Annotated in this window: 10 protein-coding genes and 1 pseudogene; 7 read left to right on the forward strand and 4 right to left on the reverse strand. The window is 67.7% G+C overall.

Annotated features, from left to right (window positions below):
* The first annotated feature begins 34 nt into the window (after positions 1-34).
* Both RALTA_RS22945 and RALTA_RS22950 read left to right on the forward strand, forming a co-directional pair.
* Positions 35-1,648: a glucan biosynthesis protein gene (locus RALTA_RS22945; protein WP_025584892.1), complete on the forward strand. Its 1,614-nt coding sequence runs from the start codon at positions 35-37 to the stop codon at positions 1,646-1,648.
* A gap of 128 nt (positions 1,649-1,776) precedes the next feature.
* A complete protein-coding gene (locus RALTA_RS22950; RefSeq protein WP_012356333.1) occupies positions 1,777-2,469 on the forward strand; it encodes a GntR family transcriptional regulator in 693 nt (230 codons plus the stop codon).
* Positions 2,470-2,506: 37 nt separating this feature from the next.
* Here the strand turns inward: RALTA_RS22950 and yedA are convergent, their stop codons facing one another.
* From yedA to RALTA_RS22965, 3 genes are all read right to left on the reverse strand, one after another.
* Positions 2,507-3,382: a drug/metabolite exporter YedA gene (gene yedA / locus RALTA_RS22955; protein ID WP_012356334.1), complete on the reverse strand. Its 876-nt coding sequence runs from the start codon at positions 3,380-3,382 to the stop codon at positions 2,507-2,509.
* A 227-nt stretch (positions 3,383-3,609) separates the two neighbouring features.
* The gene (locus RALTA_RS22960) at positions 3,610-3,795 is read right to left on the reverse strand and encodes a hypothetical protein (RefSeq protein WP_012356335.1); all 186 of its coding nucleotides are present in this window, start codon (positions 3,793-3,795) and stop codon (positions 3,610-3,612) included.
* A gap of 191 nt (positions 3,796-3,986) precedes the next feature.
* On the reverse strand, positions 3,987-4,871 hold the full coding sequence (locus tag RALTA_RS22965; RefSeq protein ID WP_012356336.1) for an SDR family NAD(P)-dependent oxidoreductase: 885 nt from the start codon (positions 4,869-4,871) through the stop codon (positions 3,987-3,989).
* Positions 4,872-5,022: 151 nt separating this feature from the next.
* Here RALTA_RS22965 and RALTA_RS22970 point away from each other — a divergent pair, with 151 nt between their 5' ends.
* Both RALTA_RS22970 and RALTA_RS22975 read left to right on the forward strand, forming a co-directional pair.
* The gene (locus RALTA_RS22970; protein ID WP_025584888.1) at positions 5,023-5,985 is read left to right on the forward strand and encodes a chromate resistance protein ChrB domain-containing protein; all 963 of its coding nucleotides are present in this window, start codon (positions 5,023-5,025) and stop codon (positions 5,983-5,985) included.
* Positions 5,986-6,024: 39 nt separating this feature from the next.
* Positions 6,025-7,227 (forward strand): chromate transporter, encoded by a 1,203-nt coding sequence (locus RALTA_RS22975; protein WP_012356338.1) that lies wholly within the window; start codon positions 6,025-6,027, stop codon positions 7,225-7,227.
* Positions 7,228-7,355: 128 nt separating this feature from the next.
* Here RALTA_RS22975 and RALTA_RS22980 read toward each other — a convergent pair whose 3' ends face one another.
* A complete protein-coding gene (locus RALTA_RS22980) occupies positions 7,356-8,522 on the reverse strand; it encodes an acyl-CoA dehydrogenase family protein (protein WP_085960217.1) in 1,167 nt (388 codons plus the stop codon).
* 325 nt (positions 8,523-8,847) lie between these two features.
* Between RALTA_RS22980 and RALTA_RS22985 the strand changes: the two genes are divergently transcribed.
* The 3 genes and pseudogenes from RALTA_RS22985 to RALTA_RS22995 all read left to right on the forward strand — a co-directional run bounded on the left by RALTA_RS22985 (position 8,848) and on the right by RALTA_RS22995 (position 13,017).
* The gene (locus RALTA_RS22985) at positions 8,848-10,152 is read left to right on the forward strand and encodes an acetyl-CoA hydrolase/transferase family protein (protein WP_012356340.1); all 1,305 of its coding nucleotides are present in this window, start codon (positions 8,848-8,850) and stop codon (positions 10,150-10,152) included.
* Between the two features lie 40 nt (positions 10,153-10,192).
* A complete protein-coding gene (locus RALTA_RS22990) occupies positions 10,193-11,401 on the forward strand; it encodes an acetyl-CoA C-acetyltransferase (protein WP_012356341.1) in 1,209 nt (402 codons plus the stop codon).
* A gap of 82 nt (positions 11,402-11,483) precedes the next feature.
* A pseudogene (locus tag RALTA_RS22995) lies at positions 11,484-13,017 on the forward strand (class I adenylate-forming enzyme family protein).
* Positions 13,018-13,037 lie beyond the last annotated feature (20 nt).

Genomic DNA, 13,037 nt, shown 5'->3' on the forward strand with positions numbered 1-13,037 from the left:
ACAATCCCGGACAATAAAAGGACGCTTTCACCACATGATGAATCGCCGAACCCTGCTGGTCTCCGCCACCGCCTCCGCCGCGCTTGCCGCCCTCGGCATTACCCCATCGGTGCTGGCAGCCAGCCGGATCAAGCTAGGCGAGGCCCAGCCGTTCGGCTTCGACGCCTTGATCGAGCGCGCCCGCGCCCTGGCCGGCAAGCCGTACGCGCCGCCGCCCGCGCCGCCGGCGGATGTGCTGTCCCGCATCGACTACGACGCCCATGGCAAGATCCGCTTCCGCACCGACGACGCGCTCTTTGCCAACGGCCCGGGCCAGTTCCCGGTCACGTTCTTCCACCTCGGCACCTACTTCCGCAGCCCGGTGCGCATGCATGTGATCGAGCGCGCCAAGGGTGGCACCGGCAAGGCGCGCGAGATCGTCTATGACGATGCCTACTTCGACATGCCGGCCGACAGTCCCGCGCACAAGCTGCCGCCGGGCAGCGGCTTTGCCGGCTTCCGTTTCCAGGAAAGCCGCCTGGGCGACCAGAAGACCCGCGACTGGCGCAAGAATGACTGGGTCGCCTTCCTCGGGGCCTCGTATTTCCGTGCCATCGGCGAGCTGTACCAGTACGGCCTGTCGGCGCGCGGCATCGCCATCGACGTGGCGGAAGCCGGCAAGCAGGAGGAATTCCCGGCCTTCACCCACTTCTGGTTCGAGACCCCCGAGGGCAACAGCGATACCGTCACGGTCTACGCGCTGCTGGACGGGCCCAGCATTTCCGGCGCCTACCGCTTCGTCATGCAACGCGCCAAGGCCGTGATCATGGATGTCGAATGCGTGCTGTTCCTGCGCAAAGACGTGGCCCGGCTGGGGCTGGCGCCGCTGACCTCGATGTACTGGTTCTCCGAAAGCATCAAGGGCACCGCGGTCGACTGGCGCCCCGAAGTGCACGACTCCGACGGCCTGGCGCTGTGGAACGGCGCCGGCGAGCATATCTGGCGCCCGCTGAACAACCCGCCGCAGACCACGGCGTCGGCCTTCTCTGACGACAACCCGAAGGGCTTTGGCCTGCTGCAGCGCGACCGCCTGTTCGACCACTACCAGGACGGCGTCAACTACGAGCGCCGCCCCAGCCTGTGGGTGGAGCCGCGCGATGGCTGGGGCGCCGGATCCGTGCAGCTGGTGGAGCTGCGCACCGACGACGAGATCCATGACAACATCGTCGCCATGTGGGTGCCCAAGGCGCCGGCCAAGGCGGGCAACACGTACCGCCTGCGCTACCGGCTGCACTGGGCGGCCGACGAGCCCTACCCGTCGCCGCTGGCACGCTGCGTGGCCACGCGGCTGGGTAACGGCGGACAGCCGGGGCAGCCGCGGCCCAGGGGCGTGCGCAAGTTCATGGTCGAGTTCAAGGGCGCGCCGCTGGAGAAACTGCCCTTCGGCGTCAAGCCCGAAGCCGTGCTGACCGCCTCGCGCGGCACCTTTTCCTACGTCTTCACTGAAGCCGTGCCCAATGGCGTGGCCGGGCACTGGCGCGCCCAGTTCGACCTGACCACCGAGGGCACGCAGCCAGTCGACCTGCGGCTGTTCCTGCGCCTGAACGGCAAGCCGTTGTCGGAGACCTGGCTGTACCAGTACCACCCGTTCCAGTCGGCGGCGGGCTGAGGCACCAGGTCGCGCTGGGCCGGCGCCGGCCCGGCCCTTTACACCATATTGCGACGCCGTGATGTCAGTCGAGCGCGAGCGGGTATGATGGCTGGCTACGACAGTTCCACTGCATCCGCCAGCCTCACATGATTTCTCAAGAGTTCGCCGGCGCCGCCGAGAGCGGCCAGGCTGCATCGCTCCCGCGCTCGGAGCGCGCCTACCAGCAGCTGCGCGCCGCCATCCAGGCCGGCCAGCTTTCCCCCGGCACCCGGCTGCGCGAGGTGGAACTGGCCGAAACGCTGGGGTTGTCGCGCACGCCGGTGCGTGAAGCGCTGTCCCGGCTGGAATCCGAAGGCCTGGTCGTCAACGAGCCCAACCGCGGCATGATGGTGACGCAGCTCGACGCCAGCATGGTCAGCGAGCTGTACGTGATGCGCGAAGTATTGGAAGGCACCGCCGCCGCGCTGGCCGCGCGCCATGCCACCGACGTCGAGATCTCGCTGCTGCGCGATATCGTCGAGCGCGACCTCGCCATCGCCGACGATCCCGACCGGCTTGCACTGAACAACCGGCTGTTCCATGAAACCCTGCACCGCTGCGCCCACAACCGCTACCTGCTGAAGACGCTGCGCTCTCTGCACGAATCCATGGCGCTGCTAGGGCGCACCACGCTGGCGGTTCCCGGGCGCGCGCGCAGCTCTTACGAAGAGCATATTTCGCTGGTGGAAGCGCTCGAACAGCGCGATCCGACGCTGGCCGAGCAGATCGCGCGCCGGCATATCCAGCAGGCCTACAAGGTCCGGCTGTCGCTGTGGATTCAGGAGCAGTCGGGCCACTAGGCGGGGTAGCCGAAGCGGCCGCGGCGACCTGGCGCGCTCAGGCCGCCTGGGCCCGGGCCGCGCGCAGCGTGCCCAGGCTCAGCACGGTCAGCGCCGCCAGGATCAGCACCACCGCGCCCAGCGTCTGCGGCGCGATCTGTTCGCCGCCAAGCCACGCGCCCATGGCCAGCGCCACCGGCGGATTCACGTAGACATAGCTCGCCGCCAGGGTCTGGCTGACCGTCGAGACCAGGTACATGTAGGCGGAGAACGCCACCAGCGACCCCGCCACCACCAGGTAGACCCAGGCCCAGCCGGCCTGGGCGCTGACGGCAGACGGCCACGGCTCCTGCCGCAGCAGCGACAGCGCCATCAGCACCGCGCCGCCGATCACCATCTCCGCGGCAAACGCCGCCGCCCCCGGGGGCAGGTCGAGCCGGCGCGCCAGCTGCGAGCCGAAGGACCAGCTCGCCACCGCCAGCAGCAGCGCCACCACCCCGCCCGCACTGACCTGGAATTCCTCACCCGCGGTCAGCACCAGGATGCCGGCGCTGCCGATGGCGATCGCCACATACTCGAACCACTTCGGCCGGTTGCCGAAGCACGCGCCCCAGATCAGCGCGAAGATCGGCATCGACCCGATCATCACCGTGGTCGCACCCGAGGAAATGGTCTGCTCGGCAATAGCCGTCAGCCCCATGCCGCCCACCAGCAGGAACAGCGCTGGCACCGCGCAATGGCGCAATTGCCGCGCCGACGGCATCGGCGTGCCGCGCCAGGCCAGCCATGCGCCCAGCAGCAGGCCCGCGCACAGAAAGCGCGTGCCCATCATGAACAGCGGCGGAAAGCTCTCCAGCGTAAAGCGGATCGCCAGGTAGGTCGTGCCCCAGACCACATAGGTGATCAGCAGGCACAGCAGCACAAGCGGAGACATGGGGCAGACGGGGCGGATGCGGCTCTGGAAAGGCCTCAAAGATAGTCGTGTCCGCCCAAGCGGCAAAACGAAAAGCGCTGGCAAGCCTTGTGAAGGTTGCTCACAAAGCACTTCAGCGCCGCAGGCAAAACAAAACCGGCCGCGTTTCGCCCGGGCGGGCGCACGTATGGCCGGTTCTTCAACGCAGCCCTGAGGGGCCGCAACTACCGTACTGCGGGTGCCAGCGCTCAGCCGTTGGCGTAGACCACCTTGGCCTTGCGGGCCTGGCTTTGCAGGCGCTCGATCACCGACTGCACGGCGGCGATGGCGCGCTTCACGTCATGGGCGAAGCCCAGGCTTTGCGTACCGAGCTCGCGCTCGATGAGTTGGCGTTCCAGTTGATCGGTCAGCTTGATATCGGATTGGGTGTTCATGGCGTCCTTCCTTTCGGGATTACCCTTATGGGGTTTTCCCTGATTGTAGCAAAAGAATTGTCGCATTGCAGCATTAGGTGAAAGTACGTATGCGACGACGCCACGGCCGGTGCCGGATGAATGACTTCTCCATGGGGTGTATGTCGGTCAATGCGGGGGTCAGAACGCCCGCTCTCCAGGCCAACTGGCATCTAGACCAGTCTTGTTCCTGTCACGCGGGCCAGCTCGGCCAGCAACCGGTCTTGAAATCGCGTGTCGTGCACGACGGCATGCGGCGGCTGCAGCCGCTGGTGATACCAATACCCTCCGCTGGTCAGCGCCCGCGGATCGTTGCTGGTCGCCAGCCACTCCTGGGTCAGATGTCCCAGTCGAAGGTCGTCTGGCGCATTCGCGCCACCCATCTTGGTGGGAACCCAGCCCGGATCGACGGCGTTGCTGTACACGTCGGGCCACAGCCGCGCCACGGCAGCCGCCAGGGTCGTGATGAAAAGCTTGCTTTCCGAATAGCCGGCTGTCCCGGTACGCCCGGACCAGTCGATGCCGTCAAGACTCGTCCGGCCACCTTTGTGCATGCTGCTGCTCAGGTAGATCAACCGCCTGGGGCGCCGGATCAGCGCCGTGAGCAGGTACGGCGCGACGACGTTGACAACCAGAACCCCGGGCCCGGACAAGATTCCCGCGTTGTGGATCACCGCGTCCATCGTGCCAATGGCATTGACCTGGCGCGCGAGATCCCGTGTCTGGTCCAGGTCGGAAAGGTCGCCGATGGTTGCGATGGCACCCTGGTCCACCAGCGCCCTGACGGCGGGCAGCCGCGCCTGGGAGCGAACGTGCACGACGACCTCGTGCCCCTCGCCAAGCAGCGTCCGCGCCGCGGCATGGCCGAGACCATCGGACGAGCCAGTGATAAAGATGCGGGATTTTCGTCCGGGGCTTCGTCGATCGGGCGTACTACCGGACGCTTTCGCCGAATTGGAGGGGGATTGCGCCATCGCGGTACCGACGGTCAGCAGCGGCGCCATGGCCAGCCCCGCACCCAGTTGCACACCGTTCAAAATAAGTTTGCGGCGGTCCATGGCTCCTCCTGCGTCAGTCGTCAAAAGTGGCGCTGTCGATGATAAACCCGCAATGCCCATGGAACTTCACATGCGTTACTTGGCAGCCAGGCACCCTGTAGAGATCTCTACATCATTGAAGTGCAGGCTACACAGCCCTACCATGCGCAGCATGACTGTGCTTGCCAACCACTGGGCCCTGCTGATCGTCACGCTGCCGACGTCCGGCGCCACCGCCAGAATGCGGATCTGGCGCGCGGTCCGGACCATCGGTTGCGCCGCGCTGCGTGACGGCGCCTATTTGCTGCCCGCGGGCGACCTGCAGGTCCGCCAGTTGCGCGACCTGGCCCTGGAGGCCAGGGAAGAAGGCGGCCAGGCATGGCTCCTGAACGTCCATGCGGCCGATGCGGCGGAAGACAGCGCCTTGCGGCGGTTGTTTGACCGCAGCGCGGACTATGCCGAACTGCAGGCGGCCATGTCGGACGCTCGCCAGTCGTTGTCCGGCCAGGGCAGTACCGACCTGAACCGGCTGCATCGGCGCCATCGGCGTGCCTACGAGGCGATTCGCGCGATCGACTTCTTCCCGGACGAAGCCTCGAGCCGTGCCGAAGCCCAATGGAACGACTTCAGCCGCGCCATCGAGATCATCCAGTCTCCGGACGAACCCCAGGCGCTGGCGCAGGCCATTGCGCGCCGGGATCCGGCACAGTATCAAGGGCGGCTCTGGGCCACGCGCCGCCATCTTTGGGTGGACCGGGTGGCAAGCGCCTGGCTGATCCAGCGCTTCATCGATCCCCATGCGCGTTTCCTGTGGCTCGACAGCCCGGCCAGTTGTCCCGAGGATGCGCTCGGCTTCGATTTCGACGGGGCGCGCTTCACGCACGTCGGCGAGCGCGTCACCTTTGAAGTCCTGATGGCGAGCTTCGGCCTGGATGCCGACCGTGGGCTCGCCCGGCTCGGCGCCATGGTGCACGCGCTCGACGTGGGCGGAACCCCGGTGGCGGAAGCGAGCGGCTTCGAGGCCATGCTCTCTGGCGCACGCGCGCGGCTGCAGGACGATGATGCCGTGCTGGCGGAAGCCGGCACGGTGCTGGATTCGCTTTACGCGCACTTCTCGGCCAACAGAAAGGCCTGAGACAAGGCCTGAACCCCGACCTCTTTTCAACCTGCCGTCATGCACCGCATGCAACCTACCGACATGGCTTTAGTGGAACGCCCGGAGCCGCCTGCCTACACGCTGTGGCAGCTGGTGCTGTATTTCCTGCGGCTTGGCACGCTCGGCTTCGGCGGGCCGGTCGCGCTGGCCGGTTATATGCACCGTGACCTGGTCGAGCGGCGCGGATGGATCGCCGATGGCGATTACAAGGAAGGGCTCGCACTGGCGCAGCTGGCGCCCGGACCGCTGGCCGCGCAACTGGCCATCTATCTAGGCTACGTGCACTACCGCGTTGTCGGTGCCACGCTGATCGGGATGGCCTTTGTGCTGCCATCGTTCCTGATGGTGCTGGCGCTGGGCTGGGCCTACGTCCGCTTTGGCGGGCTGGCCTGGATGCAAGCGGTGTTCTATGGCGTGGGCGCCGCCGTGATCGGCATTATCGCCATCAGCGCCTATAAGCTGACCACGAAAAGCGTCGGCAGGGACAAGCTGCTGTGGGCGATCTACCTTGTGCTGGCCGCGGTGACCATCGTCACCGAATCCGAAATCGCGTGGCTGTTCCTGGCGGCCGGCGTGCTGGCGTGGTTCTGGCGCGCGCCGCCAAAGTGGCTGCGGCAGAGCGGCGCCAATGCGCTTGCAGCGGCGCAGGTACCAGCGGCAAGCGGCTTCCTCAGCGCGCTGGACTGGCCGTTGCTGACCCAGATCGGCGTGTTCTTCGCCAAGGCCGGTGCCTTCGTATTCGGCTCGGGCCTTGCGATCGTCCCGTTCCTCTATGGCGGCGTGGTGACGGAGCACCAGTGGCTCAATGAAAAGCAGTTTGTTGACGCCGTCGCTGTCGCCATGATCACGCCCGGCCCCGTGGTCATCACGGTCGGCTTTATCGGTTACCTGGTGGCGGGACTGCCTGGCGCCTGCGTGGCGGCCCTGGCAACGTTCCTGCCCTGCTACCTGTTTACCGTGTTGCCAGCGCCCTACTTCAAGAAGTATGGAAAACTGCCGGCCATCTTGGCCTTTGTCGATGGCGTCACGGCCGCCGCGATCGGCGCCATCACCGGGGCGGTCTTCGTGCTGGCCAAGCGCTCGATCGTCGATCTGCCGACCGCCCTGCTGGCGCTGGCCACGATTGCGCTGCTGCTGAAGTTCAGGAAACTGCCGGAGCCCATCATCATCGCCGCCGCCGCGCTGATCGGCCTCGCGATTTATCCGGTGCTGCGCTCCTGAGCAGGACTGCCCGGGATGGCGGGATCAGCCCGGTCAGGTCCGCCATGCGGCAGCCGGGCAATCACTTTGCCACGAAGCGGGCCGGGCACGCTGGCGCGAGGTCCGCCTGCGCCAGGCCGCCATACCGCTCAAAACGAGCGCGGCAGGCCCAGCACGTGTTCGGCGACGAAGGAGTAGATCAGGTTGGTCGAGATCGGCGCCACCTGGTACAGGCGCGTCTCGCGGAACTTGCGCTCGACATCGTATTCGCAGGCAAAGCCGAAACCGCCGTGGAACTGCAGGCAGGCGTTGCCGGCCTCCCAGCTGGCCTTGGCGGCCAGGTACTTGGCCATGTTGGCCTGCGCGCCCATGGACTCGTGCTTGTCGAACAGTTCGCACGCTTTCCAGCGCATCAGGTTAGCCGCCTCCAGCTCGATAAAGGACTCGGCGATCGGGAACTGCACGCCCTGGTTCTGGCCGATGGGGCGGCCGAAGACTTCACGCTCCTTCACGTACTTCGTGACCCGGTCCATGAACCAGTAGCCGTCACCGATGCACTCGGCCGCGATCAGCGTGCGTTCGGCATTCAGGCCATCGAGGATGTACTTGAAGCCCTTGCCCTCTTCGCCGATCAGGTTTTCCTCGGGGATCTCCAGGTCCTCGAAGAACAGCTCGTTGGTCTCATGGTTGACCATGTTCGGGATCGGGCGCACGGTCAGGCCCTTCTTCTGCGCCTCGTGCAGGTCGACCATGAAGATCGACATGCCCTCGCTCTTCTTCTTGACGTCGGCCAGCGGCGTGGTGCGCGCCAGCAGGATCATGAAGTCGCTGTGCTGCACGCGGCTGATCCACACCTTCTGGCCATTGACGACGTAGCGGCCGTCCTTCTTCACCGCCGAGGTCTTGATCTTGGTGGTATCGGTGCCGGTGGTGGGCTCGGTCACGCCCATCGACTGCAGGCGCCATTCGCCCGAGGCGATCTTCGGCAGGTATTTTTCCTTCTGCGCCGTGGAGCCGTGCCGCAGCAGCGTGCCCATGTTGTACATCTGGCCGTGGCAGGCGCCGGAATTGCCGCCGCAGCGGTTGATCTCTTCCATGATCACCGAGGCCTCGGTCAGCCCAAGGCCGGAGCCACCGTATTCCTGCGGAATCAGCGCCGCCAGCCAGCCCGCCGCGGTCAGCGCATTGACGAAAGCCTCGGGATAGGCGCGCTGTTCGTCCACCTTGCGGAAGTACTCGTCCGGGAACTCCGCGCACAGCGCACGGATGGCATCGCGGATTTCGTGGAAATTGTTCGATAGGGTCTGTTCGATCATGGCGCTGCCTTGCGGTCGGTCTTGGTCTGAGGCGATCGGTCTGTGGCGATCCGTATGTGGCGGCCGCGGCGGATGGCCGGGCGTCGCCTGATAGCCGCAATGGTCGCGGCGTTCGGCCAGCGGGACAATCAGCCTTTCCGAAAGCGCGCCTTCCACGCGGCTTAAGTCCGGACTGCCGCGCCCCGGTTGGCATTTTCGCAATCGCCAAAGCCGGCCATTGGCATTGTCGAATAGCGCAAACGCGGCTTTGACGACATGCTTCGGGCTATCCGGCGCGGGCCGGCCGACTGCCGGCCGTGTGCCGACCCAACGTTCTCCCGTGGACATGCACGACCTGGCCTCCCGACTGCAAACCCTGATCCACCCCGGCGACCACCTGTGGTGGGGACAAGCCACCGCCGAGCCGCTGACGCTGACGCGCGCGCTGGTGGCACACCGCCATGCCATCGCCCGCGGCGGGCGCTTCGGCGTCTTTGTCGGCATCGGACAGTCCGACACGCTGCAGCCCGAGCACGCCGATGTCATCGATTTCTTCGGCTATGCCGCCAGCGGGCCGCATCGCCGGCTGGCCAGCGCGGGCGTGCTCGACATCGTGCCGAGCCATTATTCGCACTTGCCGGGGCTGATCCGGCACGGCACGCTGCGCGCCGACGTGGTGCTGGTGCAGGTATCGCCGGCTGACGAGCAGGGCCGCCACAGCCTGGGGCTGGTGCATGAATACCTGCCCGCCGCGCTCGACCGGGCCCGCGTGATCATTGCCGAAGTGAACCCCGAGGTGCCGTGGACCCACGGCAGCCGCTATCTCACGGCCGACCAGATCGATTTGCGGGTCGAGGCCGAGTGCCAGCCCATCAGCCTGGAGCGCAGCGCTCCCGGGCCGGCCGAACTCGCCATCGCCCGCCATATCGCCGGCTGGATCGAAGACGGCGCGACCCTGCAGATGGGCATCGGCAACCTGCCCGAGGCCGTGGTGGCGGCGCTGCATGACCGCCGCGACCTTGGGCTGCACAGCGGCGCGGTCGGCGATGGCATTGCCGCGCTGGCCGAGGCCGGCGTGCTGACCAACGCACGCAAGAGCATCGATACGGGCATCGGCATTGGCGGCATCCTGATGGGCAGCGAGCGGTTGCGGCGCTGGGCGCATCGCAATCCGCGGCTGCAGCTGCGCGAAACCGCCTATACCCACCATCCCGAAGTGCTCGCCAGCGTGGACAAGCTGACCGCGATCAATTCGGCGATCGAGGTCGACCTGACCGGACAGGTCAACGCCGAAGTGGCAGCAGGCGTCTATGTCGGCGCCGTCGGCGGCGCAGTGGATTTCCTGCGCGGCGCCGCCCGCAGCCGCGGCGGCCTGCCGATCGTGGCGCTGCCCGCCACCGCCAAAGGGGCAAGCCGCATCGTCGCGCAATTGTCCGGCCCGGTCAGCACCCCGCGCGCCGATGCCGGACTGATCGTCACCGAGCATGGCGTGGCCGACCTGCGCGGCCAGACCCTGTCGCAGCGCGTGCGCCGCATGCTGGACATCGCTGCCCCAGAGCACCGCGCCGGCCTGGAGCGCCAGGCCCATGCGCTGCTGCGCCAGTGCGGCGCGGCCTTCGTCGCCCTTCCCGGGACGGCACCCACCGACTAACTTGATGGTTCACCCGATACCGAATTCCAAGGAGACTTCCATGCGCAGAGCTGCAATCGTCACCCCCCTTCGCACCCCCGTCGGCACCTTCGGCGGCAGCCTGCGCCCGGTTCCGGTCGAAGAACTGGCCGCGACCGCCGTGCGTGCCGTGGTGGAGCGCAGTGGCATCGATCCCGCGCGCATCGACGACGTCGTCTTTGCCCAGTCCTACGCCAACAGCGAAGTGCCGTGCGTGGGCCGCTGGGCCGCGCTGCAGGCCGGCCTGCCGGTGGAAGTGCCGGGCATGCAGCTGGATCGCCGCTGCGGCGGCGGCCTGCAGGCCATCGTCACCGCATCGATGATGGTGCAGAGCGGCGCCGCCGACGTGGTGATCGCGGGCGGTGTCGAAAGCATGAGCAATATCGAGTACTACACCACCGATATGCGCTGGGGGGCGCGCTCCGGCAACGTGCGTTTCTTCGACCGCCTCGACCGCGGCCGCGAACGCTCTCAGCCGGTGGAGCGCTTCGGCAAGATCTCCGGCATGATCGAGACCGCCGAGAATCTGGCGCGCGACTACGGCATCAGCCGCGAGGCCGCCGACGCCTTTGCCGTGCGCAGCCATCAGCGCGCCGCGGCCGCGTGGGAAGCCGGACGCTTCGACGCCGAGATCGTGCCGGTGCAGGTGCCGCAGCGCAAGGGCGATCCGGTGGCGTTCACGCGTGACGAAGGCTTCCGCCCGCAGACCACGCTCGACAGCCTGGCCAAGCTGCGCGTGCTGATGCCGAACGGCACCGTCACCGCGGGCAATGCGAGCCAGCAGAACGATGCCTCAGCCGCCTGCCTGATCGTCGCCGAGGACAAGCTCGCCGAACTCGGCCTGACCCCGATGGCCTCGCTGGTGGGCTGGGCGGCTGCCGGCTGCGAGCCCTCGCACATGGGCATCGGCCCGGTGCCTGCGGTGAAGAAGCTGCTGGCGCGCCTGAACCTGACGCTGGACCAGATGGACCTGGTCGAGCTGAACGAGGCCTTTGCCTGCCAGGTGCTGGCCGTGCTCAAGGGTTGGGACTGGCAGGACCAGGACACCATCGAGCAGAAGCTCAACGTGAACGGCTCCGGCATCTCGCTGGGCCATCCGATCGGCGCCACGGGCGTGCGCATCCTCGCCACGCTGCTGCATGAATTGCAGCGCCGCGGTGGCCGCTACGGCCTGGAAACCATGTGCATCGGCGGCGGCCAGGGTATTGCCGCGGTATTCGAGCGCTACTGAGACCGCCGCGACGGCGTGCGGCCCGCCCCGGTGCTGCCGCGCGCCCGCCGGACGGATCGCCCCGCACAAGGATGCCTGCACCATGTCACCGGACCAAGACTCCCTAACCCGCATCAGCGATATCCCGCGCCACTGGGCCGCGCACGCGCCCGGCCATGCCGCCGTCTTCGAAGACGGCCGGACCACCACCTATGCGCAGCTGTGGGCCGGCATCGAGGATGCGCAGCGCTACCTGCAGTCGCAGGGCGTAGGCACCGGCGACCGGGTGCTGGTGGTGGCCGAGAACTGCCTGGCGGTGATCACGCTGGTGTTCGCCTTGTCGGAGCTGGGCGCATGGCCCGTGGTCGCCAACGCGCGCCTGACCGAACGTGAAATCGAGGTGATGCGCGACCACTGCCGCCCGCGGCTGATGCTGTTCACCCACGCCGCGTCGCCGGATGCGTTGCGCCACGGCGTGCGCTACCGGGCCAGGGAAATCGCCCCGGCAGGCCTGGGCCCGCTGATGGCCGGCGCCATCGACGCGTCTGCCGGACGCGAGCCCGAAGCGCTGGCGCGCGAGGTGGCGGCGCTGATCTACACGTCGGGCACCACCGCGCAGCCCAAGGGGGTGATGGTGACGCACCGCGGGCTGCTGCACTTTGCCGGGGTTACCGTGGCCTCGCGCCGCATGCAACCGGAGGATTGCGCCTACGCGGTGATGCCGATGTCGCATGTGTTCGGACTCGGCACGCTGCTGGTTTCGACCCTGCACGCCGGCGCCAGCCTGTACCTGTGCGCGCGCTTCAACGCGGCGGACCTGGCCGCGGCGATCCGCGACGGCGCGATCACGCTGCTGCAGGGCGTGCCGGCCATGTTCAGCCGCATCCTGGCCCACGCGCGGGCAACCGGCACCGCGTTGCAGCCGTCGCCGCGCCTGCGCTATCTCTACACTGGCGGCGGGCCGCTCGACGCCACGCTCAAGCGCGATGTCGAAGCGGCGTTCGGCCAGCCGCTGCACCACGGCTACGGCATGACGGAGTACGCGGGGCTCGATGTTCGTGACGCGCATGGACCGGCCGCGCGCCGATTGCGCCGCGGGCGAGATCGTCGCGGGGGCGGACCTTCAGGTGGTCGGGTCCGACGGCAAGCCGGTGCCGCCGGGGCAGCCCGGCGAACTCTGGATCCGCGGGCCCGGCGTGATGCGCGGCTACTACCGCGCGCCGGAACTGACCGCCGATGCGCTGCGCCCCGGCGGCTGGCTCAACACCGGCGATATCGGCCGGCTGGGCCCTGACGGCGCCTTGTTTATCGTCGGCCGCACCAAGGACCTGATCATCCGCTCGGGCTTCACCGTCTACCCGATCGAGGTCGAATCGGTCATCAATACGCATCCGTCGGTGCGCGTCTCGGCCGTGATCGGCCAGCCCGCCGCGGACGGCAACGAGGAAGTGATCGCCTTCGTCGAAATCCGGGAAGGCGAACGCTTCGACGCGCCGGCCTTGCAGGACTACCTGGTCGAGCGCCTGTCGCCCTACAAGCGCCCCGAGCGCATCGTGCGCGTGGCGGCCATGCCGACCACCGCCAGCGGCAAGCTGCTCAAGCACCAGCTGCGGCAGCTGCTCGCGGGCCAGGCGTAGCCGCGCCGGCCCGCCGGCGC

Source organism: Cupriavidus taiwanensis LMG 19424 (assembly GCF_000069785.1).
GTDB classification, from domain to species: Bacteria; Pseudomonadota; Gammaproteobacteria; order Burkholderiales; family Burkholderiaceae; genus Cupriavidus; species Cupriavidus taiwanensis.